The organism is Pseudomonas guariconensis (assembly GCF_024127895.1).
GTDB lineage: Bacteria > Pseudomonadota > Gammaproteobacteria > Pseudomonadales > Pseudomonadaceae > Aquipseudomonas > Aquipseudomonas guariconensis_B.
Genome location: NZ_JAMYBK010000005.1, coordinates 86167 through 110906 on the forward strand (window position 1 = coordinate 86167; position 24740 = coordinate 110906).

A 24740-nucleotide genomic window follows, 5' to 3' on the forward strand; every position below is an offset into this window, starting at 1 on the left:
CTTTTTTGCACTGGGCGGCACGGGGATTCGTTCAGAGCCGGTTCTGCTCGGTCAGCCGCTGGGTCACCAGGCTGCGGTAGTCGGAAGGGGTCATGCCTTTGAGCTGCTGGAAGCGCCGGTTGAAGTTCGACAGGTTGCTAAAGCCCGACTCGAAGCACACTTCGGTCACCGGCAGGTCGCTCTTGGCCAGCAGTTCGCAGGACTTGCTGACCCGCAGGCGGTTGACGAACTCGACGAAGCCGCGCCCTGCGGCCTGCTTGAAGAAGCGCGAGAAGTAGGTGGGCGTCATTCCCAGGTGTTCGGCGACCTCGCTCTGGGTGAGGTCCTGGGCGTAGTGCTGGAAGATGTAGTCCACGGCCCGGTTGATGCGCTCGACGTGGTGTTCGTCGGCCAGCTGCGAGGAGGTGACGGTGGACAGCAGTTGGTAGTCCTCGCAGGCCGCGAGCTGTTCCATGAGGATAAAAAAGTATCCCAGGCGCGTCATGCCACGGCTGTCGGCGATGCGTTGCAGCAACTGCCGGCTTTCGGCGATCAGCGCAGGGTCGCGGAATTCGATGCCGTAGCGCGCCCTGGCCAGCAGTGGCGTGAGCTGGTTCAGCTCGGAGAACACGCTGCTGCCGTCCTCGAGCACCTCGTCGGTGAAATTGACCAGCATGTCGCGCTTGCTCACCACTTCGTCGGGGGCGACCTGGCTGATCCAGTTATGCGGCAGGTTCGGGCCTGTGAGGAACAGCGTGTCGGGGGCGAAGTTGCCGATATAGTCGCCGATGAATACCTTGCCGGAGCTGGCGACGATCAGGTGCAGCTCGTATTCCTTGTGGAAGTGCCAGCGCACCAGCGGGCTGGGAAAACCGTGCTGACGGTAGATCAGCGAGTGGCCTTCGTGGTCGTCCATCAGTTCGTAGGACGGGTCGGTGACTTTGCTGACTTTTGGCATGGCGGTGGCGTCGACCGGGGGCGAGTGAACATCCTAGCCAAAAAATGCCGGTCAGTGCGGGCTGCATATTCGCTAGAATCCCTTATCGCCCCAGCAGACACGACGCCATGACCGCCCTACGCTACCTGCAAGCCTATCCCCCGCATCTGCAGGAACAGGTACGCCAGATGATCGCCAGCGACCGCCTGGGCGACTATCTGCAGCAGCGTTATCCCGGCCGTCATGACGTGCAGAGCGACAAGGCGCTGTACGCCTATGCCCAGGACCTGCGCCAGGAGTACCTGCGCACCGCACCGGGCCTGGACAAGGTACTCTATGACAACCGCCTGGACCTGACCCACCGTGCCCTGGGCCTGAACACCGCGGTGTCGCGGGTCCAGGGTGGCAAGCTCAAGGCCAAGAAGGAAATCCGCATCGCCTCGTTGTTCAAGGAGGCGGCGCCGCAGTTCCTGCGCATGATCGTGGTGCATGAGCTGGCGCACCTGAAGGAGCGGGATCACAACAAGGCGTTCTACCAGCTCTGCCAGTACATGGAACCGGATTACCATCAACTGGAGTTCGACCTGCGCGTCTACCTGACCTACCGGGAGCTGCCGGGCATTACCTGAGGAACGAGCAGCATGGATGTAAGCAAGACCAAGAGCAGTTTCTACCGCCGCCTGTACGTGGCCTGGCTGATCGACAGCCAGACCGCCACCAGCGTGCCGGCGCTGATGGAGGCCACCGGCATGCCCAGGCGCACCGCTCAGGACACCATCGCTGCCCTGGCCGACCTGGACATCATCTGCGAGTTCGAGCAGCAGGTGGGGGCGCGCAATCATGCCGGGCACTACCGCATCCTCGACTGGGGGGCGATCGACAAGCAGTGGATCATCCAGCACCTGCGCAGCATCCGTGAGGTGCTGGGGTACCCCTGAGCAGCAGCGCCGCTTTCCACGGCTTTTCCCGGTGGATTAGCATTGGCAACCCTTCGCTCCAGGAAACCCCAGATGCCAGCACGACGGCAGGCCACCCGCTTCAGCAACTACGCCGCCATGGCCGACGGTATCGCCACCTTGCTGTTCCCCCATGCCGAGGTGGTGGTCCACGACCTCTCGACGCAGACGGTGGTGCACATCGCCAACAACCTCTCCAAGCGCAAGCTGGGGGCATTGCAATGACCGTCGACGACGCCTACCTCGATGCGCTGTACCAGGCGATCACCGAGGCGCACCGTGAAGTGCGCCCACAAGTGGCCGTGACGCCGCTCGAGCACAGCGCCCGACTTTCGGCCATGAGCGGGTGCGAGGTCTTCCTCAAGTGCGAACACCTGCAGCACACCGGCTCCTTCAAGTTTCGCGGCGCCAGCAACAAGCTGCGGCTGCTGGACGCCTCGCAGCGGCGCCTGGGCGTGATCACCGCGTCATCGGGCAACCATGGGCAGGGGCTTGCCCTGGCGGGGCGCACGCTGGGCGTGCCGGTGACGGTCTACACCACCCGCGACGCCTCACCCTACAAGCTCGAGGCCATGCGTGCGCTGGGCGCGCAGGTGGTGAGCCTGGACATGGACCCGCTGGGCGTGGAGCTGGAGGCGGGCAGGCAAGCACGGTTGCAGGGCAAACCCTTCGTCTCGCCCTACAACGACCGCGACATCATCGCTGGGCAGGGCACCATCGGCATGGAACTGTTCGAGCAGGCGCCTGACCTTGCGGCGGTCTTCGTCGCGGTCGGGGGTGGCGGCATGATCTGCGGCATTGGCGCCGCTCTGCGGCGTCTTGCTCCGTCGGTGGAAGTGATCGGCTGCTGGCCGGCCAACGCCCCGACCCTGCAGCGCTCGCTGGAGCAAGGGCGGATCATCGAGATGGAGGAGGCGCCGACGATCTCCGACGGTACCGCCGGCGGCGTCGAGCCCGACAGCATCACCTTCCCCCTCTGCCAGCAACTGCTGGACCGCACCGTGCTGGTCAGCGAACAGCAGATCAGGGCGGCCATGCGTGACGTTGCCGCCAGCGAACGCTGGATCATCGAGGGCGCGGCAGGTGTCGCCCTGGCGGGCATGCAGCATTTGGCGCAGGCCTATCGGGGCAGGAAGGTGGCGGTGGTGTTGTGTGGGCGCAACATCGTGCTGGACAAGTACCTTGAGGCGATCGCATGAAGGCCTGGTCAGGCCGGTAATGCTGTGCGCTTAAGCAATGGGGCCGCCTTGCGGCCCTTCGCGGGCAAGGCAGCCCCAATCGATGTCACATCAGACTTAAGTGAACAGCATTATGGTCAGGCCGGCGGTTTTTCCTCGTGTGCCTGAGCATCGCGGCAAGCCGGTATTTTCCCTGAAATCGGCTAAATTAGAGGCTAATTGACATTATTGTCGGCTGCCGATGGCGTCCACCGTTGTGTAATCTGCAAAACCTGTAGTCGTGAGGATCGCCTTCAAAGGCGTGGGTCTTCAACTGCGAAAGGACTTGAGCATGCGGCCACTGCTTCACGTTCTGGGTTTGCTGGGCATGCTGTTGGCGACCTGCGCCTCGGGTTACGAGAAGCTGCGCCTGGTGGCCGACAACTGGCCGCCTTTCACGGGCAGTACGATGCCCGGTGGTGGCCTGGCCACCCATATCGTCACCACGGCGCTGACCCGTGCCGGCTATGCCTGCGACGTCGAGGAGGTACCCTGGGCCAGGGCCCTGCTGGGTATCGGCGAGGGCCGCTACGATGTGCTGGTCAATGCCTGGTACAACGACTCGCGGACCCTTGTCGGCCAGTTCTCCCAGCCCTACCTGAGCAACCGCATCCGCCTGCTCAGGCAGCAGGATGCGGCCTTCAGCTACAAGCAGCTGTCCGACCTCTACCCCTACGCCATTGCCGTGGTGCGCGACTATGCCTACTCGCCTGAGTTCGACAGCGATAGCCGTCTGCGCAAGGTGCCGGTGCGCGACTTCTCGTCCGCGGTGCGCATGCTGGCGGCAGGGCGGGTCGACCTGGCGGTGGAGGACGAGTACGTGGCGCGCTACCACCTGCAGCGTGAGGCACCGGCGGTGCATGATGCGGTTGCGTTCGTCGAGCCTGCGCTGGGCGAGAACAGCCTGCATATCCTGGTCAGCCTCAAGTATCCCGGGCATGCGCAGGTCGTCGAACGCTTCGAGCGGGCCATCGCAGCGATGAAAGCTGACGGCAGTTACGCCCGGTTATTGCACGAGCATGGTTTCTGATCAGGCGTGACGGCTTCAGGCCGGCGCGCTTTCCTTGATCAGGTGTGCCGCCAGGGTCCGCAGCGGGCCGAGCTGGCGGCAGATCAGGGCCAATTGGGTCTGCACCAGGCGTTGGTGTTCATCCAGGTCTTCGGGCATCTGCTCCAGGGTCGCGGCCAGGGCTTCCTCGGCATCGCTGTGGATGGCGACCGGCAAACGCGCGGCGAGGCCATTGGCGATCTCGTCGAGGCTGTTGGCCAGGCCCTGGCCGGCACCGTCGATCAACTGCTCCTGGACGTCGGCCGGCAGTGCCGTGTCGCGGTGCGCGCCAAGCCCGGAGAGGTAGCTGAGCAGGGTGTGCGACAGCACCAGGAAGCGAAAGCCAACGTCCGCTTCCTTGCGAAAGTGCCCCGGCTCCATGAGCATGTTGGCCAGGGTGGTGGACAGTGCTGCATCGGCGTTGTGGGCATTGCGCCGGGCCAGGCGGTAGGCCAGGTCGTCACGCTTGCCATGGGCGTACTGCTGCATGATCTGGCGCAGGTAGACGCTGGCGCAGGCCAGGGTATTGGCCAGCACCTTGTTCAAGCGCCGGCCCTGCCAGTCGGGCAAGAACAGGAACACCGCGAGGATGGCGATCAGGCTGCCGACCAGGGTATCGAACAGGCGCGGCAGGAACAGGCCGTAGCCGTCGCCGATCTGGTTGAAGCAGAACAGCACCATCAGGGTGATCGCCGCGGTGGCCAGGGTGTAGCGGGTGGTGCGGTTGACGAAGAACACCACCCCGGCGACCACGGCGAACATCGACTGGATGACCGGGTTGGGGAACAGGTCGAACAGCGCCCAGCCGACGGTCAGGCCGATCGCCGTGCCGAAGATCCGCTGCACCAACTTGCGCCGTGTCGCGCCATAACTGGGCTGGCAGACGAACAGGGTGGTGAGGATGATCCAGTAGCCCTGGGTCGGGTGGATCAGGTGCACCATGCCGTAGCCGACCGACAGCGCCAGAGGCAGACGCAGGGCATGGCGGAACAGCAGCGAGGTCGGGGTCAGCTGGGTACGCAGGCGGCTCCAGACATCCTTGAGGCTGCGTGGCGAACGGTCGAGCAGGCTGCTGTCGCTGGCGTCGGCCAGGCTGTCCGGGTTGCTGGCGGCGCCGAGCAGGCGGTCGAGGGTGGCCAGGTTCGCCGCCAGTGCCCGCAGCGAGCGCAGCAGGCCACGCCAGGCCGGGTTGCTCTGGATGCGCAGGTGCTCCAGGGAGGCGTCGAGGTCCTCCAGGGCTTCGGTGAAACCGGTGTCGTAGACGAACGGCTGGCGCAGGCGGATCGACTGGGCCAACTGCTGGCAGGCCGAGCCCTGCTGGCGCAGCAGGCGCTGGCAGCGGAACATCACGTCGCTGTGGAAGAACGCCTCGGCCAGGGCGTTGTAGGGGTAGTGCGAGGCGCTGACCCGCTCATGGATATCCTGGGCCAGGAAGTACAGCTTCAGGTAACGGCTGACCTTGGCGTTCGGCTGGCTGTTGCCGACCCGGTGCAGGATGATTTCCTTGGCCGCGTTCAGGGCTGCGACGACCTTGCCGTTCTGCTGGGCCAACTCCAGGCGCCGAGCTTCCACGTCGAGGTTGCGGATCGGTTCGAACAGGTTGGCCTTGAGCTTGAGGTAGCGGCCCAGTTCGAGGAACAGCTTGGCCAGGCTCTGCTGCACCGGTTGGTTGGAGAACAGCGCCTGCCACAGCACCGAAAGCAGGCCATACCAGGCCGCGCCGGCCACCAGCAGCATCGGCTCGTGCCAGAAGTCGCTGACCTGGCCGCCGCGTTGGTCCACGCCGATCATGGTGTACACCGAGAGGATCAGTGTCGCCGAGGCGATGGTGCCATAGCGCTCGCCCAGGGCGCCGAGCATGGTCAGGGCGAAGGCCGCCAGGGCCAGGGCGCCGGCGAATATCCAGGGGTAGGGGAACAGCAGCTCGACCGACAGCGCGGCGATGGCGAAGCACACCAGGGTGACGGCCAGGGCGCTGAGGCGGCCTTGCCAGCTGTCGTCGGTCTCGGCCAGGGCGCTGGCGATGATGCCGAGGAACAGCGGGATCAGCAGGCCCATCTCGTTCTGGTACCAGCACAGGGCCAGGCTGCCGGTGAGGGCGACCGTCACCCGGATGCTGTAGCTGAACTTGTCTTGGCCCCACAGGCGACGCAATGAATGGCGGAACGAGCTCGATGACATGATGGCCTTGGCGGTGATCGATGAAGTCGCTTTCGAGGCCGTGCAGCTGGGGCCGCCCATCGCCGGCAAACCGGCGCCCACAGGTTGTGCAACACCGCGGACCTTGTGGGAGCCGGCTTGCCGGCGATGGGCTGCGAAGCAGCCCCATGCAATGCCGGCTCTGCCGCACGGACCAGCAAGAAGCGTTCCGTGCTGCTGAATGGATTCTACTCTACACGAACTGCGCCGCAGCGTTGGCCGATGCCCAGGCCCACTGGAAATTGAAACCGCCCAGGTGGCCGGTGACATCGAGCACCTCGCCGATGAAGTACAGCCCCGGGCTCTTGAGCGACTCCATGGTCTTGGAGGACACCTCGCGGGTATCCACCCCACCGAGGGTGACCTCGGCGGTGCGGTAGCCCTCGGTCCCTGCCGGAACCACTTGCCAGGCCGCCAGCTTCTCGGCGATCTGTGCCAGTTCCGCCGGGGTGTACTGCTTCATCGGCCTGGACTCGAACCACTGCTCGGCCAGCAGGTTGGCCAGCTTGCGGGTGAACACCTCGCCCAGCACGGTCTTGAGCTCGGCATTGGCGCGCTCGGCTTGCTGCTGTTGCAGCCACTGCAGGGCGTCGCGGTCCGGCAGCAGGTTGATCTGCACCGTATCGCCGGCTTCCCAGAACGACGAGACCTGCAGGATGGCCGGGCCGCTCAGGCCACGGTGGGTGAACAGCAGGTTTTCGCGGAAGCTGGCGCCATTGCAACTGGCGGTGCAGTCCAGCGAGGTGCCCGACAGTTCCGTGCACAGTGCCTTGAGCTGGGGCTCGGTGATGGTGAACGGCACCAGGCCGGCGCGGGTCGGCAGGGTGTGGTGACCGAACTGGCGGGCGACCTGGTAGCCGAAGCCGGTGGCGCCGAGGGTGGGAATCGACAGGCCGCCGGTGGCGATCACCAGGGACTGGCAGGCGAACGGGCCGGCGCTGGTGTCCAGGAGGTAGCCCTCGTCGGTCTTCTCGATCCGCTCGATGCTCGTGTGCATGCGCAGCTCGGCGCCGGCCTCGTCGCACTCGGCCAGGAGCATGTCGAGGATGTCGCTGGCCTTGTTGTCGCAGAACAGCTGGCCAAGCTTTTTCTCGTGGTAGGGCACGCGGTACTTGGCCACCAGCTCGAGAAAATCCCACTGGGTGTAGCGAGCCAGGGCCGACTTGCAGAAGTGCGGGTTCTGCGAGAGGAAGTTGGCCGGCTCGGTGTACAGGTTGGTGAAGTTGCAGCGCCCGCCGCCGGACATGAGGATCTTCTTGCCCGGTTTGTTGGCGTGGTCGAGCAGCAGCACCCGCCGGCCGCGACGGGCGGCGAGCTGGGCGCACATCAGGCCGGCGGCGCCGGCGCCGATGATGATCACGTCGGTGGTGTGCACGGTGTTACCTCTTCAAGAACCAGGGCCCCACGGCAGCCCAGGAAGAATCTCAGACGATGCGGACCTTCAGGGAGCGCCCCTTGATCTTGCCGCTGTTGAGCCGCTGCATGGCTTGCCTGGCCACGTCGCGCTCCACCGCCACGAAGGCTTGGAAATCGAAGATGGCGATCTTGCCCACCTGCTTGCCAGGGATGCCGGCGTCACCGGTCAGTGCGCCGAGAATGTCGCCCGGGCGCAGCTTGTCCTTGCGCCCCGCAGCGATGCACAGGGTGCTCATGGGGGGCAGCAGCGGCTCGCCGCCCTTGTTCTTCAGGCTGTCCAGCTGGTCCCAGCGCAGCGGGGCCTTCTGCAGCGTTTCGATGGCCTGGGCACGATGGCCTTCGGCCGGGGCCACCAGGCTGATCGCGATGCCCTTCTCGCCCGCACGGCCGGTACGGCCGACGCGGTGCACGTGGATTTCTGCATCACGGGCCAGCTCGACGTTGATCACCATGTCCAGGCCGTCGATATCCAGGCCACGGGCGGCCACGTCGGTGGCCACCAGCACCGAGCTGCTGCGGTTGGCGAACATCGTCAGGACCTGGTCGCGGTCGCGTTGCTCCAGGTCACCGTGCAGGGCCTGGGCGGCGATGCCCTTGGCCTTGAGGTGGGCGACCAGGTCTTCGCACTGCTGCTTGGTGAAGCAGAAGGCGACGCAGGACTGTGGCCGGTAGTGGCCGAGCACGCGGGTCACCGCCTCCAGGCGCTGCTGCGGGTCGATCTCGATGAAGCGCTGCTCGATCTGGTTGTCGGCGTGCAGGCTCTGGACCTTGACCTGTTGTGGCTGGCGCATGAAGTCGGCGGCCAGTTGCTCGATGCCAGCCGGGTAGGTGGCGGAGAACAGCAGGGTCTGGCGCCGTGCCGGGGTGCGGCCGATGATGCTGGCGATGGCGTCGAAGAAGCCCATGTCGAGCATGCGGTCGGCCTCGTCGAGGACCAGGGTGTTGAGCCCGTCGAGCACCAGGGTGCCTTTGTCCAGGTGCTGCTGCACGCGCCCTGGCGTGCCGACGATGATGTGCGCACCGTGTTCCAGGGAGGCGATCTGCGGGCCCAGGGACACGCCGCCGCAGAGGGTGAGGACCTTGATGTTGTCCTCGGCGCGGGCCAGCCGGCGCAGCTCCTTGGCCACCTGGTCGGCCAGCTCGCGGGTCGGGCACAGGACCAGCGCCTGGCAACCGAAGTAGCGCGGGTTGATCGGGTTGAGCAGGCCGATGCCGAAGGCGGCGGTCTTGCCGCTGCCGGTCTTGGCCTGGGCGATCAGGTCCTGGCCCTTGAGGATGACCGGCAGGCCCTGGGCCTGGATCGGGGTCATCGAGGTGTAGCCGAGGGCGTCCAGGTTGGCCAGCATGGCGGCGGACAGCGGCAAGGTGGCAAAGGCGGTGGAGTCGGTGGTCACGAGGCGGGCCTGCGGTGCGAAGCGAAAAATGCCGCACAGTCTACCAGCCTCGTGGCCATTCGCCCTACGGTTCCCTCTGCGCTTCCAGACGACGGGCACGCCTCCCGTCCGTCGGCGACAGCTGCAGGAAGATCGCCGCCGCCAGCATGGCCATCAGGCCGATGGTCAGGAAGGTCAGTTGGAAGGCGCCCAGGGTGCTTTCCACGCCCTCGGTGCTGCCAGCCGCGCTGAAACCGCCGAGCAAGGCGCCGGCACAGGCCACGCCCAGGCTCAGCGACAGCTGCGCGACCACCGACAGCAGGCTGTTGCCGCTGCTGGCGTGGGCGTCGTCCAGGTCGATCAGGGTGACGGTGTTCATGGCGGTGAACTGCATGGAGTTCACCGCGCCGAGCAGGGCCAGTTGCACCAGCAGCAGGGCGTAGGGCGTCTGTTCGTCCACCAGCCCGAGGCTGGCCAGCAGCACGCCGAGCAGCAGGGTATTGCCGGTGAGGATGATGCGATAGCCGAAGCGCTCGATCAGCGGCCGGGCGATGGACTTGGCGACCATCGCCGCGGCGGCCAGGGGGATCATGCTCATGCCGGCCTGGGCGGGCGAATAACCCAGGGCCACCTGCAGCAGCAACGGCACCAGGAAGGGCAGGGCGCCGCTGCCCAGGCGGGCGAACAGGTTGCCGAGGATGCCGATGGCGAAGGTGCGCACGCGGAACAGGCTGGGCGAGAACAGCGGCTCCGGGTCGCGCCCGGCGCGCAGCCAGTAGGCGGCCAGGCAGGCCATGCCAGCGAACAGCAGAAGCATCACCCGCAGGTGCGGCAGGTGCAGTTCGCCCAGGCCTTCCATGGCGATGGTGATCAGCACCATCGCCGCGCCGAACAGCAGGAAGCCGGGGCCGTCGAAGCGGGTGCGCTCGGCACCGCGCAGGTCGGGAATGAACTTCCACACCGCATAGCAGCCCAGGGCCCCGACCGGCAGGTTGAGCAGGAAGATCCAGTGCCAACTGAGGATTTCCACCAGCCAGCCGCCCAGGGTCGGCCCGAGCAGTGGGCCGAGCAGGCCCGGGATGGTGATGAAGCTCATGATCCGCACCAGTTCCGAGCGCGGATAGGCGCGCAGCACTACCAACCGCCCGACCGGCAGCATCAGGGCACCGCCCAGCCCCTGGACGACCCGGGCGGCGATGAGAAAGGCTAGGCTGTTGGCCATGGCGCAGAGCAATGAGCCGAAGCTGAACAGCACGATGGCGCTGAAGAAGATACGCCGGGTGCCGAAACGGTCGGCGATCCAGCCCGAGGCGGGGATCAGCAGGGCCACGGTGAGCATGTAGGCGATGATCACCCCCTGCATGCGTAGCGGGTCCTCGGCCAGGTCGCGGGCCATGGCGGGCAGCGCAGTGTTGAGGATGGTGCCGTCCAGCGACTGCATGAAGAAGGCGATGGCCACCACCCAGGGGATCCAACGGGCGGTGACGGGGTCCAGCGGGGGGCGTTCGGGCATGGGAACCTCAATGTTCAGCATTGCCTGCACCGCCCCGATCGCCGGCAAGCCCCCGCAAGGTTCGTGGCGCTGCAAAACCTGTGGGAGCCGGCTTGCCGGCGATAGGGGCGGTTCGATCAATCACAAGGTCAGGGTCAGGGCTTTGACCAGCGCCCCCGGCAAATGACTCGATCCGGTACTGCGCTGCCCATAGGTACTGGTCGACAAGATGAGCTCGCGTTCGCAGGTCAGGTCTTCCAGCTGGCTACCCAGCAGGCTGTACAGGCTGTCGTCGAAACGCATGGTGCTGACCGGGCCCTGGATCTCGCCGTTCTCCACCCAGAAGGTGGCGAAGCGGGTCAGGCCGGTCATGCGCGCGGCTGGCAGGTCCGAGTAGTTCAGGTACCAGAGGTTGCTGATGTACAGGCCGGTGCCCAGGCGTTCGAGAATCTGGTCATTGGCCAGGTTGCCTGGTGCCAGGCTGAGCGCGCAGGGCGACTCGTAGCTGTCGGCACCATTGGCGGCCAGCGCGAACTCGGCGGCACTGCGCGCGCTGACCAGTCGCTGCAGCGCCCGGCCTTGGTGGATCAGCGGTACGTCCAGGCGCGGCGAGCCTTCATCGGAAAACGCCGGGCTCAACGAGCCGCTGACCTGCTCGTCGAAGCTGACCAGCGGGCTCAGGCTCGCATCGCCGTTGTACAGGCGCTGCAAGGCGCTGTTGCCGGTGGCCAGGGCCTGTGCGCAGAAGCCGCCCCAGCACAGCATGCCGGTGATTTCGTCCATGGCGGCAGGCGCCAGGTAGGCGCGGTAGCCGCCTGGCGCGAGGGTGATGGCCGGGCGGCCGAGCAAGCCCAGTTGTTCCCGCGCTTGGCGCAGGCGCGCGGTGAACGCCTCGGGGTTCCACGCTTGGCCGGCATAGTTGGCCTTCACCGCCTGGCCATTGTCGTGGAACAGGCTCCAGTCGAAGTTGAAGCTGTTGGCCTGGTGCCAGCCGAAGGACCCGAAGGAGCTGGCAAAGCCCCGGCAGATCGGGCCGGCGGCATAGATGCCAACCAGGTCCAGGTCGCCGGCTTCACGGTCGAGCAGCGTCAGCACCTCGTCCAGGGCGGGCAACGCTCGGTCCTGCAGGCTGTGGCTGTGCCAGGCGTTCTCGTCCAGGCTCAGGTAAGGGTCGATCGCCAGCAGCGGCAGGGTCTGGCGCAGTTGCTCGAGAGCATCGTCCAGGCGCTGGCGATCCAGCTGTGCATCGCCGCTCAAGGTGACCTGCTGTTCTGCCTGGCGCCCATCGCGGATCAGCCGCAGTTGCGCGCTGGCCTGGCTGACCTCGCCGGCCTGGCGCACCTTGGCATGGTTGAAACGCACGAATTGCGACTGTTCGGCGCTGTAGCCGAGGGTGAATTGCTCTTCGGGGCGCAGCGCATCGCGCACGGCGCTGACCAGCGCTTCGAAGCGTTGTTGGGGCGTGGCGCTCATCAGGCGTCTCCTCCGAATACGTCGATCTGGCGGAACACGCAAGCCGGCGAGGCGTGGCCGACCCGTACCACCTGGTTGGGTTCGCCCTTCCCGCAATTGGGCGTGCCCAGGACCTGGAAGGTGCTGCGGTCGCCGACCGCCGCGAGGTTGCGCCAGAACTGCGCGGAAATGCCACGGTAGTTGGGGTTCTTGACGATGTCCTTGAGTTCGCCGTGCTCGATCAACTGGCCCCACTCGCAACCGAACTGGAACTTGTTGCGCGCATCGTCGATGGACCAGGAGCGGTTGGTGCGCATGAGGATGCCATGCTCGATACCGGCGACCAGCTGCTGCAGCGACTGGTCGCCGGGCTCGATGTTGAGGTTGGCCATGCGGTCGATCGGCGCACGGTTCCAGCCGCAGGCGCGGCTGTTGGCCACGCCGTCGAGGCCAGAGCGGAACTGCGAGAGGGCGCCACCCAGCGGGCGTAGCAACAGGCCGTTGCGGATCAGGAACTGCTTGCTGGCCTGGCTGCCGTCATCGTCGTAGCTGTAGCTGGCCAACTCTTCGCCGATGGTCGGGTCGAAGGTCACGTTGAGCAGCGGCGAGCCGTACTGCAGGTGGCCGAAGTCGCTGGCCTTGACGAAGCTGGTGCCGGCGTAGTTGCGCTCGTCGCCGAGGATGCGGTCCATCTCCAGCGGGTGGCCGATGGACTCGTGGATCTGCAGCATCATCTGGTCGGGCATCAGCAGCAGGTCGCGCGGGCCACTGGGGGTGTTGGGCGCCAGCAGCAGTTGCAGCGCCTCGTCGGCGACACGGCGGCCGGCGCCGACCAGGCCGCAGCGTTCGATGATCTCGAAGCCGCCCTGCTGGCCGAAGTTGTCGCGGCCCAGGCTGCGGCACTGGCTGTCCTGGCCGTCGCTGGCGGTGACGCTCAGGCCCGGGAACAGGAAACGCTGGGCGTGCCGCAACTCGGCGCCGGCCGAGTTGAGGTAGGTCTGCTCGACCAGGCTCATGCCGAGGCTGGCCTGCCAGTCCACCAGGCGGCTGTCCTTGGGCACGCTGGCCGATTCGGCGGCGAGCAGGCCGAGGCAATCGGCAAGGGTGGGAACGGGTTGGTCGAGGTTGGGTGAGAGATGATCGTGACGCGCGCAGGTCACCGGTTGCTCGCGCAGGTCGAGCAGGCTATGCGCGGCGATCTGCCGGGCCAGTGCCTCGGCGTGTTCCAAGGCGCGCTGCAGGCCCGCCTGGGACAGGTCGGCGGTGGCGGCATAGGCTTCCACGCCCTTGACCCGTACGGTGAGCATGGCGCCCTCGTCCTGGCTGAAGAACGGTGGCTCGGCGACATTGCGCCGTACCGACAGGGCCTGGTGCGATTGCTTCACGTGGCGCAGGGAAAACATCTCGGCCGTGCTGCGCAGTGCGCTGAAGCGCTGGCGCAGCAGGGCGCTGGAATCGAACATGCGGAAAAACCTCCGTGTGCGCGGTGGCTCCCCCTCAGAACCACCCCTCTTGCATGCCCTGGCAGGTGTCGTCGCGGGCCTCGAGCAATGCCAGCTCATTATGGCAGCCTGGTACCTCCCAGGTCAGGAAATAACGTGCGGCCTGCAGCTTGCCGAGGTAGAAGTCGCGGTCCGCGGCATTGCCCTGGAGCAGGCCGAGTTCGGCGTGGATCGCCTGTTCCAGCCAGCGCCAGCCGATCACGCAGTGGCCGAACGCCTTGAGGTACAGGGCGGAATTGGCCAGGGCGGTGGTGACCTTGCCCTGGGCCAGGTCGCCGAGCAGGGCCAGCGTCACGCCTTGCAGGCGGTTGACCAGGTGCTCCAGCGGCTGGCGCATGGCGTCCAGGCTTGGATGGTGGCTGGCACGCTCGGCGGTGCTGGCGATCAGGCGGATCAGTCGCTTGAGGCCGGCACCGTTGTCCTGTGCCAGTTTGCGGCCCAGCAGGTCGAGCGACTGGATACCCTCGGTGCCTTCGTGGATCGGGTTCAGGCGGTTGTCGCGGTAATACTGCTCGACGGGGTATTCGCGGGTATAGCCGTGACCACCAAGGACCTGGATGGCCAGTTCGTTGGCCTTGAGGCAAAAGGCCGAGGGCCAGGACTTGACGATCGGCGTCAGCAGGTCGAGCAGAGCCTGTGCCTGCTGGCGGGCGCTTTCGTCGCTGGCCGTCTGGGTGTCGTCGAACAGGCGCGCGGCGTACAGGCCCAGGTCGAAGGCGCCTTCCACGTAGGCCTTCTGTGCCAGCAGCATGCGTTTCACGTCACTGTGGCCAATGATCGGCACGGCAGGGCTGCGCGGGTCCTTGTTGTCCGGCAGCCGGCCCTGTGGTCGCTGGCGGGCGTACTCCAGGGAATAGAGGTAGCCAGCGTAGCCCAGCATCACCGCGCCCATGCCGACGCCGATGCGCGCCTCGTTCATCATCTGGAACATGCACGCCAGGCCCTGGTGCGGCTGGCCGACCAGGTAGCCGACGCACTGGCCGTCGTCGCCGAAGTTCAACGCCGTGGAGGTGGTGCCGCGCCAGCCCATCTTGTGGAACAACCCGGCCAGCGACACATCGTTGCGCTGGCCACGGCTGCCATCCGGGTTGACCAGGTACTTGGGCACGATGAACAACGAAATGCCCTTCACGCCGGGAGGTGCATCCGGCAGCTTGGCCAGGACCATGTGCACGATGTTTTCCGACAATTCGTGGTCGCCACCGGAGATGAAGATCTTGTTGCCCTTGATCCGGTAGGTGCCGTCGCCGGCGGCTTCGGCACGGGTACGGATATCGGCCAGCGACGAGCCTGCGTGCGGCTCGGTCAGGGCCATGGTGCCGAAGTAGCGGCCCTCGATCATGGGCTGTAGGAACAGGCGTTTCTGCTCGTCGCTGCCGAAGCTCTCGATCAGGTTGGCCGCGCCCATGGTCAGGAACGGGTAGGCCGTGGTACCGGCGTTGGCCGCCTGGAAGTGGGCGAAGCAGGCTTGCGAAACCAGGCTGGGCAACTGCATGCCGCCGACCTCGAAGTCGCGATTGGCGTTGAGAAAACCCGCTGCGAGGAAGGCATCGACGGCAGGCTTCACCTCGGGGATCAGCTCGGCCCGGCCATCCACGTAGCGCGGCTCGTTCTCATCGGCCTTGCGATTGTGCGGGGCGAAGTACTTCTCGGCGATGGTGCGGGCGGTGGCGAGCGCCGCGTCGAAGGTCTCGCGGCTGTGCTCGGCGAAGCGCGGGCGCTGGGTCAGGGCTTCGGCGTCGAGGACTTCGTAGAGTTCGAAAGCGAGGTTGCGGGAACTGAGCAGGGTCTCGGGCATATGGGGAGGTCCTGGGGCGGGATACTGCGAGTCTAGGTGGAGGATGGGATGGAGGACAGGTTAATAGGTTTGAGTGATATGGGATTAGAAGGTAAGGATGCGCTGTCGCGTGTTTGCATAGGTTGCAAGTTGAGTTGTTAGAAAAAGGAAATTTCCCACAAGATTTTAGGATGCGCTGTTGAGACACCACTGAGCTGATTAGGGTAGATGTTGGGCTTTTGATCAGGAGGCTGGGTGATGGAAAGGCTTTCTCATTGGGGTGAAGTTTGGAAGGAGGATTTGTGTAACGTCGAAGATCCTTTTCTGGCGGTTATAAATGTTCGCAGGAATTTACGAAGCAGGGGATATGTGCGGGAAATAGAAGGGTGACAGGGCTTTTGAGGTCCTGCGGTCTTTATACTTCTCGAAGCCTGACCGGGGATGAAGTTGAAATGGCGCTTCGGCCAGTTGGGACGGGTGAATGGATGCTGTTGAAGAAAGAGCCATTTCTCTCCATTGATCCTGATAGGTATTGGTTTGCAAGGATGTGTAGGTCAAAGTCTGAGCGTGAGCGTCTTGTATCTGCTGGTTTTGTTGATAGTGGTCCCGGCAAGTGGAAAATAGTGGACATTAGAATAAACAAGGGGGGCATCGAGTGCGGCCTTTATTGCAAATTTTCTGGCGTCGCGAGGAGATGAGGGGCGAGTGTTCTTATCCTCGGGGAAGGACTACGCTAACACAACGAGAACTGTAACTCAGAAGTGGGTGGCTTTGGACAGCCAGGAGCGCGATTTTGCTCCGTCATCTGCAATTCATAGATACGGAGTGCTGCGGAAAACTATACAAGTTTATGTGGAGGCTGATGAACACTGGGATATTTCAGGGGCTTCGTGGCACTGGCGTCCGGTCATTGCAAATGAAGTTTATGAATTTAAAGGCGAGTGAGATGAAACGTGCCGATGATCAAGCTAAGGCGGTTGGTGCAATTGTTTTGGAGTTGTATGGACGCTTTTTATGTATGTTTCGTGGTGGTTGCTAGTCTCAGGCGAGGTGTAATACCATTTTTGAGTGACTTTGATGCGGCACTAACAACTATGGGGGATTGGGGAGGCGGGCTTGAGGTTTTAATATGGATGGGAGTGTTTGTGCAGCTCTCCGTTGTTGCTAGTGGCATATTGCTTTATCAAGGTCGAACGTCTGGGGTTTACTTGGCCGCTGCGCAAATGCCATTTCGTATCTTGTTCGTAGTTCCCTCTGTTTCCGTGATTCTGTTATTGCCAGGTATCAGTACCTGGCTCTGGCTGAGTCTCCTGGTTGCTTCCGAGGGGGTTAAAGGCTGGAGTCTTTGGTGGCTTTGGCGAAGCCGTAATGCCTAGCAACTGAAGTGAGAATGCTCGGGAACGCATTATCCAATGCTCTGTGCACACAAATTGTAGAGATATTTCCTACGGGGACGATCGAAAATGGATTGCTGCGCCTGAAATGATGATCGTCTTGAATGAGTGCTTTGAGTTTTTCAAGGGGATCTTTCTAATGGGTGATCTGGCTAGTGCCGGTCTCGATGTAGATAACGTCAAGACTGATGGCGCGCCATTCTTCGTGGTGTCGCCCGTGAAGCTGGGTGTGATGACATTCTTCACATTTGGCCTCTATTGGTGGTACTGCTTCTACCAAAGCTGGAGATTGCACAAGGTGCGTACAGGGGAGCGGGTGATCCCAATCTTGCGCTCGGCTTTCGGTATTTTCTTTATTTACCCCTTGTTGAGTCGAGCGAACGATTTTATACGTGAGTCGGGAGGGAGTTATCCCTGGTCAATCCTGCGGCTAACGTTGACCTACTATGCGTTGTCAATCATGACGGCTGTTGCCGGTTTTTTTCTGGATGGTCACCTGGCTACCGTCTTGGCCGTAGAGCTTATCCTTCAAATTGCTTGGATCTCTATTATGGTGGCCATGCAGAAAGGTATAAATTTCAGCGCGGGTGATGCGTCAGGCGAGTCGAATAGCCGTTTCACACTGGCCAATTGGCTCTGGATGATTCCCGGTTGCGTAATGGAGCTGGTCAAACTGTACGCTCTCTTCATGACTCCACTCATGGCTTGAAGCATGGCTACATGGCGCTCTTGATGCCAGTGTAGACGCAGTACCTACAAGCATTTGATAAAACGCAGTGCGCTTTACAAGGCCAGGCGCAATATTGAAAAGTCAGAAGCCCAGGTATGTGCGAAGGTCAAGCACCCGTTCCGGGAGATCAAGCGCCAGTTCGGTTATGTGAAGACCCGCTTTCGTGGCTTGGCCAAAAAAAGGAGAGCCTAAGCTCAATGCCGGTCAGTTAAGACTTTCAGTTGTCATTTGGGGCCGCTTCGCGCCCCATCGCCGGCAAGCCGGCTCCCACACTGTCCGTGCAAACCGCACATGTGTGTCGCCGCGGTCCCTGTGGGAGCCGGCTTGCCGGCGATGGGCTGCAAGGTAGCCCCAAAAATGACAAAGCGCCGCTTAACTGACTGACATTGAGCCTAAGCTCTCCTTCTTCCATTCAACGACCGTCAGCCAATGGTCATCAAGCTGGCGTTACCCCCCGCCGCAGCGGTGTTCACACTCACCGCCCGCTCGATCACCAAACGCTCCAGCGCAATCTGGTGATCGCCGCTGGACAGCCCATGCACACCCACGATCGCCCCGGCACGCTTGGCCACCTGCTCGCAGACGCGGCGCAGTTGGTCGGAGTCGCCGTGGTGGATGACCGCGTCGAACGCGACTTCATCCTTGTTCCAATCCGCCACCAGCTTGACCTTCGCTTGCAGCTCCTTCGGCAGGCGGGCGCGCAGGGCCTTGCCTGGCTCGCCATCGACCCACACCGCCGAGCTACCGACGGCCAGTACGGCTGCCAGTTGGGCCAGCAGATCGGCTTCGTTGTCGGCCAGGCACAGCACGTGCTCGCGCGGCAGCACGGTGTAGGTGTTGCGCTCGCCGGTCGGGCCGGGCAGCACGCGGGTGATGCCACTCTGGGACTGCTCGGCGAACTGCTCGCACAGCTCGGCCAGGCCCGTCAGCTGGCTGCTGTCGGCCCAGGTTTTGAAGGTGTGCAGCGGCTTGATCAACTGGTCGCGCAGGGCGCCGTCGACCTTGCTGTCACCGTCGGTACGCTGGAAGTGACGGGCGATGGCGTCGGCCGGGCGGGTCGACAGCAGGCGGTACAGGTACAGCGGGCCGCCGGCTTTCGGGCCGGTGCCAGACAGGCCTTCGCCACCGAACGGCTGCACGCCGACCACCGCACCGACGATGTTGCGGTTGACGTACATGTTGCCGGCGTTGACGTTGTCCACCACCTTGGCGATGGTCTCGTCGATGCGGGTGTGCACGCCCAGGGTCAGGCCGTAGCCGGAGGCGTTGATCTGCTCGATCAACTGGTCGAGGTTACGACGGTTGTAGCGCACCACATGCAGCACCGGGCCGAAGATCTCGCGCTTGAGCTCGTCGAAGCTTTCCAGTTCGATCAGGGTCGGCATGACGAAGGTGCCGCGCTTGCATTCCTCGGCATCGGCGATGGCCACCTGGTAGACCGAGCGGCCTTTCTCGCGCATGCCCTGGATGTGTTTCTCGATGCCGGCCTTGGCCTCGGCGTCGATCACCGGGCCGATGTCCACCGGCAGGCGCTCCGGATTGCCCAGGCGGTTCTGCGCCATGGCGCCCTTGAGCATCTCGATCACGCGGTCGGCGGAGTCTTCCTGCAGGCACAGCACGCGCAGCGCCGAACAGCGCTGGCCGGCGCTGTCGAAGGCCGAGGACACCACGTCGATCACCACCTGCTCGGTCAGGGCCGAGGAGTCGACGATCATGGCGTTCTGGCCGCCGGTCTCGGCGATCAGTGGGATCGGGCGGCCCTGGGCATCCAGGCGGCCAGCGATGTTGCGTTGCAGCAGGCGCGCCACCTCGGTGGAGCCGGTGAACATCACGCCCTTGACCCGCTCGTCGCCGACCAGGCCGGCGCCGACGGTCTCGCCACGGCCTGGCAGCAGCTGCAGCACGCCTTGCGGAATGCCGGCTTCCAGCAGCAGGCGCACGGCCTGGGCGGCGACCAGCGGGGTCTGCTCGGCAGGCTTGGCCAGGACCGGGTTGCCGGCGGCCAGGGCAGCGGCTACCTGGCCGGTGAAGATCGCCAGGGGGAAGTTCCACGGGCTGATGCACACCACCGGGCCCAGCGGGCGGTGGGCGTCATTGCTGAAGTCGTTGCGTGCCTGCACCGCGTAGTAGCGCAAGAAGTCCACCGCCTCGCGTACTTCGGCGATGGCGTTGGCGAAGGTCTTGCCGGCCTCGCGGATGAGCAGGCCCATCAGCGGCTGGATCTCGGCTTCCATCAGGTCGGCGGTGCGCTCGAGGATCGCAGCACGCTCGGCCGGCGGGGTGGCCTGCCAGATCGGCGCGGCATTGAGGGCGCACTGGATGGCGTTGTCGACGTCGGCGACGGTGGCTTCCTGCACATGGCCCACCACGTCGCGGTGGTCGGCCGGGTTGAGCACCGGCGCGGCAGCCTGCTCGCTGGCGGCGCAGGCCAGCAGCGGGGTGGCTTTCCAGTCGTTGTGCGCGGTGGCCAGCATGGCGCAGGACAGCGACGCCAGGCGGTGTTCGTTGGCCATGTCGATGCCGGCCGAGTTGGCCCGCTCGCTGCCGTAGAGGTCACGCGGCAGGGGGATGCGCGGGTGCGGCAGGCCGATGGCGCCTTCCTGGGTGGCCATGCGCTCGATGCTGACGACCGGGTCGGCGACCAGTTCCTGGATGGAGATCGAGTGGTCGGCGATGCGGTTGACGAACGAGGTGTTGGCGCCGTTTTCCAGCAGGCGGCGCACCAGGTAGGCCAGCAGGGTCTCATGGGTGCCGACCGGCGCGTAGACGCGGCACGGGCGGTTCAGCTTGCCTTCGGAAACCTTGCCCACCACCTGCTCGTACAGGGGCTCGCCCATGCCGTGCAGGCACTGGAACTCGTATTGGCCCGGGTAATAGTTCTGACCGGCAATATGGTAGATGGCCGACAGGGTGTGGGCGTTGTGCGTGGCGAACTGCGGGTAGATGGCATCCGGTACCGACAGCAGCTTGCGTGCGCAGGCGATGTAGGACACGTCGGTGTACACCTTGCGGGTGTACACCGGGTAGCCTTCCAGGCCTTCGACCTGGGCGCGCTTGATCTCGCTGTCCCAGTAGGCGCCCTTGACCAGGCGGATCATCAGGCGGTGGCGGCTGCGCTTGGCCAGGTCGATGACGTAGTCGATCACGTACGGGCAGCGCTTCTGGTAGGCCTGGATGACGAAGCCGATACCGTTCCAGCCGGCCAGCGCAGGCTCGAAGCACAGGCGCTCGAGCAGGTCCAGGGACAGCTCCAGGCGGTCGGCTTCCTCGGCATCGATGTTCAGGCCGATGTCGTACTGCTTGGCCAGCAGGGTCAGCGACAGCAGGCGTGGGTACAGCTCTTCCATCACACGCTCGTACTGGGCGCGGCTGTAGCGCGGGTGCAGGGCCGACAGCTTGATGGAGATGCCCGGGCCTTCATAGATGCCACGGCCGTGGGACGCCTTGCCGATCGAGTGGATCGCCTGCTCGTAGGAAGCCAGGTACTTCTGTGCGTCGTGCTCGGTCAGTGCGGCTTCGCCGAGCATGTCGTAGGAATAGCGGAAACCCTTGGACTCGAAGCGGCTGGCATTGGCCAGGGCCTCGGCGATGGTCTCGCCGGTGACGAACTGCTCGCCCATCAGACGCATGGCCATGTCGACGCCCTTGCGGATCATCGGTTCGCCGCTCTTGCCGATGATGCGGGTGAGCGAGGAGGTCAGGCCGGATTCGTTGTGGGTGGAAACCAGCTTGCCGGTCAGCAGCAGGCCCCAGGTGGCGGCGTTGACGAACAGCGACGGGCTGTTGCCCAGGTGCGGTTGCCAGTTGCCGGTGCTGATCTTGTCGCGGATCAGGGCATCGCGGGTGCCCTTGTCGGGAATGCGCAGCAGGGCTTCGGCCAGGCACATCAGGGCCACGCCCTCCTGGGACGACAGGGAGAACTCCTGCAGCAGGCCCTGGACGATGCCGGCACGGCCGCTGGCGCTCTTCTGGTTGCGCAGCTTCTCGGCGATGCCGGAGGCCAGCTTGTTGGTGGCCTCGGCCTGGGCGGCCGACAGGCGGGCCTGCTCCAGCAGCATCGGCACCATTTCCTGTTCCGGGCGGCGGTAGGCGGCGGTGATGGCCGAGCGCAGCACCGACTGCGGCAGGATGCTCTCGGCGAACTCGAGGAAGCACTGGTGGCTGTGGTCGGGCTGGATTTCCCCGGCATCGTCGGCCGGGTGACCGGCCTGGCCGTTGAGTTCGGTCAGGGTGGCGCCACCCTCGAGCTTCTCCAGGTAGCTGAAGATCGCTTGCTTGATCAGCCAGTGCGGTGTGCGGTCGATGGACTGCGCAGCGGCTTTGAGTCGCTCACGGGTCGGGTCGTCGAGTTTGACCCCAAGGGTGGTCGTCGCCATTTCTTATTCCTCGATATTGCCACGGGTGTGGCCTAAGCTGTCGGCAAGATTAGCTGTAGGACAATTCGGGTGCAACCGGGTGCAACCCGTTTTTTTGGAGGAAAAGGTGCAACTCGTCCGGTGGTATTTCCCACATGGCGAAAAAGGTCGTTGTCGGTGCGTTTTCTTATGAAAAACGTGCCGCATGCTCCGAAAAGGAGCAAAAAAGGCACTTTTTCTGAAAAGGTGCGTCCAGGTGCAACTTGGCATTGAAAAATGGTTGCACCCTGTTCGTGTTGTTGCATAGGATGCGCCGCCTGGGTGCAACCACCTTTACCGAGGCGGTTCGCAAGAGATAAAAACAAACGCCAGGGCACAACCATGGGCAATCCACTCACGATCACCTTCGTGGTCTACATCGCGGCAATGGTGCTGATCGGCTTCGTGGCCTATCGCTCCACCAAGAACCTCTCCGACTACATCCTCGGCGGCCGTAGCCTCGGCAGCGTGGTCACCGCGCTCTCCGCCGGCGCTTCCGACATGAGCGGCTGGCTGCTGATGGGCCTGCCGGGCGCCATCTACCTGTCGGGCCTCTCGGAGGCCTGGATCGCCATCGGCCTGACCATCGGCGCCTACCTGAACTGGCTGTTCGTGGCCGGCCGCCTGCGCGTGCAGACCGAGTACAACGGCGACGCCCTGACCCTGCCGGACTACTTCACCAGCCGTTTCGAAGACAAGAGCGGCCTGCTGCGGGTGATCTCGGCCGTCGTCATCCTGGTGTTCTTCACCATCTACTGCGCTTCCGGCATCGTCGCCGGCGCCCGCCTGTTCGAAAGCACCTTCGGCATGTCGTACGAGACCGCCCTGTGGGCCGGTGCCGCGGCGACCATCGCCTACACCTTCGTCGGTGGCTTCCTGGCGGTGAGCTGGACCGACACCGTGCAGGCCTCGCTGATGATCTTCGCGCTGATCCTCACCCCGATCATCGTGCTGATCTCCACTGGCGGCTTCGACACCACGTTCCTCGCCATCGAGGCGCAGAACCCGGCCAACTTCGACATGTTCCGCGGCGCCACCTTCATCGGCATCATCTCGCTGCTGGGCTGGGGCCTGGGCTACTTCGGCCAGCCGCACATCCTGGCGCGCTTCATGGCCGCCGAGTCGGTCAAGTCGATCGCCAACGCCCGCCGCATCTCCATGACCTGGATGATTCTGTGCCTGGCCGGCACCTGCGCCGTGGGCTTCTTCGGTATCGCCTACTTCTCGGCCAACCCTGGCCTGGCCGGCCCGGTCACCGAGAACCACGAGCGTGTGTTCATCGAGCTGGCGAAGATCCTGTTCAACCCATGGATCGCCGGTGTACTGCTGTCGGCCATCCTGGCGGCGGTGATGAGTACCCTGAGCTGCCAGCTGCTGGTGTGCTCCAGTGCCCTGACCGAAGACTTCTACAAGGCCTTCCTGCGCAAGAACGCTTCCCAGGTCGAGCTGGTCTGGGTCGGCCGCCTGATGGTCCTGGCCGTGGCCCTGATCGCCATCGCCCTGGCCGCCAACCCTGAGAACCGCGTGCTGGGCCTGGTGGCCTACGCCTGGGCCGGCTTCGGCGCCGCCTTCGGTCCGGTGGTGCTGATCTCTGTGCTGTGGAAGGGCATGACCCGCAACGGCGCCCTGGCCGGTATCCTGGTCGGTGCCGTGACCGTGATCGTGTGGAAGAACTATGTCGGCCTGGGTCTGTACGAAATCATCCCGGGCTTCCTGCTGGCGACCCTCGCCATCGTCGTGGTGAGCAAGCTGGGGCGTCCTTCGGCCAGCATGGTCTCGAGCTTCGAGAAGGCCGACGAGGCCTACCATATCGGCAAGTGATGTTTCGCTGACGCCTGCCTGAAGCGGCCCGCGCCTCGCCGAGACGCGGGCCGCTGTCGTTTCGGCGGGCGCGACCTGACGGCGTCGGCGCGACAAGGTAAACTTGCCGGCTTCGCAGGAGTTGCCATGAACTATCGTCACGCCTTCCACGCCGGCAACCATGCCGACGTCTTCAAGCACATCGTGCTGACCCGCCTCATCGCCCTGATGTCGCGCAAGGAGCAGCCGTTCGCCTACCTCGATACCCATGCCGGCCTGGGGCTGTACGACCTGCAGGGCGACCAGGCGACGCGCACCGGCGAATACCTCGAAGGTATCGCCCGGCTGTGGAACCGCGACGACCTGCCGGCCATCACCACCGACTACCTGCGCATCGTCAAGCGCCTGAACGCCGACGGTGAGCTGCGCTACTACCCTGGCTCGCCAGAGCTGGCCCGGCGCTTGATGCGCCAGCAGGACCGCGCCCTGCTCAACGAGAAGCACCCCGAGGACGGGCCGCTGCTCAAGGAGAACATGAAGAAGGACCCACGGGTCGTCGTTCACCTGGGCGAGGGCTGGCACGTGCCGCGGGCCCTGCTGCCGGTGCAGGAGAAGCGCGCGATCATGCTGGTCGACCCACCATTCGAGCAGCCCGACGAGCTCAAGCGCTGCACCGTGGCGATGAAGGAGGCGATCGGGCGCATGCGCCAGACCGTCGCCGCGATCTGGTACCCGATCAAGGACCAGCGCTCGCTGACCCGCTTCTACCAGGACCTGACCAGCACCGGTGCGCCCAAGCTGCTGCGCGCAGAGCTGTACGTGCACCACCAGGACAGCCCGCAGGGGCTCAATGGCTCGGGCCTGGCCATCGCCAACCCGCCTTGGGGGCTGGAAGAGGAACTGCGCGAGTTGCTGCCTTGGCTGGCCAAGGAGCTGGCGCAGACGGCGGGTAGCTGGCGGATGGACTGGTTGATCGCGGAGTAGCCTGTAGACCTCTTTGGGGCGCGAAGCGGCCCCGGCATTGGTGCAGGCCCGCAATCGAAGGCGCAGCCCTCGCAGAGGCATCCGCACACA

At 64.5% G+C, this 24740-nt stretch carries 16 protein-coding genes and 2 pseudogenes; 9 read left to right on the plus strand and 9 right to left on the minus strand.

Annotated elements, in window-relative coordinates; genetic code table 11:
* Nucleotides 1–31: 31 nt before the first annotated feature.
* Nucleotides 32–937: an AraC family transcriptional regulator gene (locus NJF35_RS08230; protein WP_225788887.1), complete on the minus strand. Its 906-nt coding sequence runs from the start codon at nucleotides 935–937 to the stop codon at nucleotides 32–34.
* Between the two features lie 107 nt (nucleotides 938–1044).
* Between NJF35_RS08230 and NJF35_RS08235 the strand changes: the two genes are divergently transcribed.
* From NJF35_RS08235 to NJF35_RS08255, 5 genes and pseudogenes are all read left to right on the plus strand, one after another.
* On the plus strand, nucleotides 1045–1545 hold the full coding sequence (locus tag NJF35_RS08235; RefSeq protein ID WP_225788888.1) for a M48 family metallopeptidase: 501 nt from the start codon (nucleotides 1045–1047) through the stop codon (nucleotides 1543–1545).
* A gap of 12 nt (nucleotides 1546–1557) precedes the next feature.
* The gene (locus NJF35_RS08240; protein WP_225788889.1) at nucleotides 1558–1854 is read left to right on the plus strand and encodes a helix-turn-helix domain-containing protein; all 297 of its coding nucleotides are present in this window, start codon (nucleotides 1558–1560) and stop codon (nucleotides 1852–1854) included.
* Nucleotides 1855–1926: 72 nt separating this feature from the next.
* Nucleotides 1927–2085: pseudogene (locus tag NJF35_RS08245) on the plus strand (PAS domain-containing protein); the annotation flags it as partial.
* A gap of 8 nt (nucleotides 2086–2093) precedes the next feature.
* Entirely contained in the window at nucleotides 2094–3071 is a 978-nt protein-coding gene (locus NJF35_RS08250; RefSeq protein ID WP_225788890.1) for a threonine/serine dehydratase, read from the plus strand.
* A gap of 310 nt (nucleotides 3072–3381) precedes the next feature.
* A complete protein-coding gene (locus NJF35_RS08255) occupies nucleotides 3382–4119 on the plus strand; it encodes a substrate-binding periplasmic protein (RefSeq protein WP_225788891.1) in 738 nt (245 codons plus the stop codon).
* A gap of 15 nt (nucleotides 4120–4134) precedes the next feature.
* On the opposite strand, the gene yccS is transcribed toward NJF35_RS08255, so the two are convergent.
* The 7 genes from yccS to NJF35_RS08290 all read right to left on the minus strand — a co-directional run bounded on the left by yccS (nucleotide 4135) and on the right by NJF35_RS08290 (nucleotide 15369).
* Nucleotides 4135–6318 (minus strand): YccS family putative transporter, encoded by a 2184-nt coding sequence (gene yccS, locus NJF35_RS08260; RefSeq protein WP_225788892.1) that lies wholly within the window; start codon nucleotides 6316–6318, stop codon nucleotides 4135–4137.
* A 211-nt stretch (nucleotides 6319–6529) separates the two neighbouring features.
* Nucleotides 6530–7711, minus strand: a complete 1182-nt coding sequence (locus tag NJF35_RS08265) for an NAD(P)/FAD-dependent oxidoreductase (protein WP_225788893.1) — start codon at nucleotides 7709–7711, stop codon at nucleotides 6530–6532.
* 49 nt (nucleotides 7712–7760) lie between these two features.
* Nucleotides 7761–9098, minus strand: coding sequence for an ATP-dependent RNA helicase DbpA (gene dbpA / locus NJF35_RS08270; protein WP_253080931.1), 1338 nt, complete (start codon nucleotides 9096–9098; stop codon nucleotides 7761–7763).
* 112 nt (nucleotides 9099–9210) lie between these two features.
* Nucleotides 9211–10638 carry a multidrug transporter subunit MdtD gene (gene mdtD, locus NJF35_RS08275; RefSeq protein WP_225788895.1) on the minus strand — a complete coding sequence of 476 codons (1428 nt, stop codon included), beginning with the start codon at nucleotides 10636–10638 and terminating at the stop codon, nucleotides 9211–9213.
* A gap of 120 nt (nucleotides 10639–10758) precedes the next feature.
* Nucleotides 10759–12090, minus strand: a complete 1332-nt coding sequence (locus NJF35_RS08280) for a TldD/PmbA family protein (protein WP_253090948.1) — start codon at nucleotides 12088–12090, stop codon at nucleotides 10759–10761.
* Nucleotides 12090–13532 carry a TldD/PmbA family protein gene (locus NJF35_RS08285; protein WP_225788897.1) on the minus strand — a complete coding sequence of 481 codons (1443 nt, stop codon included), beginning with the start codon at nucleotides 13530–13532 and terminating at the stop codon, nucleotides 12090–12092. Before NJF35_RS08285 ends, NJF35_RS08280 begins: the two co-directional genes overlap by 1 nt.
* 34 nt (nucleotides 13533–13566) lie before the next feature.
* The gene (locus tag NJF35_RS08290) at nucleotides 13567–15369 is read right to left on the minus strand and encodes an acyl-CoA dehydrogenase (protein WP_225788898.1); all 1803 of its coding nucleotides are present in this window, start codon (nucleotides 15367–15369) and stop codon (nucleotides 13567–13569) included.
* Between the two features lie 1461 nt (nucleotides 15370–16830).
* Here NJF35_RS08290 and NJF35_RS08295 point away from each other — a divergent pair.
* Together NJF35_RS08295 and NJF35_RS08300 are read left to right on the plus strand one after the other, a co-directional pair.
* Nucleotides 16831–17451 (plus strand): hypothetical protein, encoded by a 621-nt coding sequence (locus NJF35_RS08295; RefSeq protein ID WP_225788899.1) that lies wholly within the window; start codon nucleotides 16831–16833, stop codon nucleotides 17449–17451.
* Nucleotides 17452–17484: 33 nt separating this feature from the next.
* Nucleotides 17485–17649, plus strand: a pseudogene (locus NJF35_RS08300) (IS5/IS1182 family transposase); the annotation flags it as partial.
* A 245-nt stretch (nucleotides 17650–17894) separates the two neighbouring features.
* Here NJF35_RS08300 and putA read toward each other — a convergent pair.
* Nucleotides 17895–21848, minus strand: a complete 3954-nt coding sequence (gene putA / locus NJF35_RS08305) for a trifunctional transcriptional regulator/proline dehydrogenase/L-glutamate gamma-semialdehyde dehydrogenase (RefSeq protein WP_225788900.1) — start codon at nucleotides 21846–21848, stop codon at nucleotides 17895–17897.
* 360 nt (nucleotides 21849–22208) lie between these two features.
* On the opposite strand from putA, the gene putP reads away from it, so the two are divergent.
* A complete protein-coding gene (gene putP / locus NJF35_RS08310) occupies nucleotides 22209–23687 on the plus strand; it encodes a sodium/proline symporter PutP (protein WP_225788901.1) in 1479 nt (492 codons plus the stop codon).
* Nucleotides 23688–23813: 126 nt separating this feature from the next.
* The gene (locus NJF35_RS08315) at nucleotides 23814–24650 is read left to right on the plus strand and encodes a 23S rRNA (adenine(2030)-N(6))-methyltransferase RlmJ (RefSeq protein ID WP_225788902.1); all 837 of its coding nucleotides are present in this window, start codon (nucleotides 23814–23816) and stop codon (nucleotides 24648–24650) included.
* The last annotated feature ends 90 nt before the right edge of the window (nucleotides 24651–24740 follow it).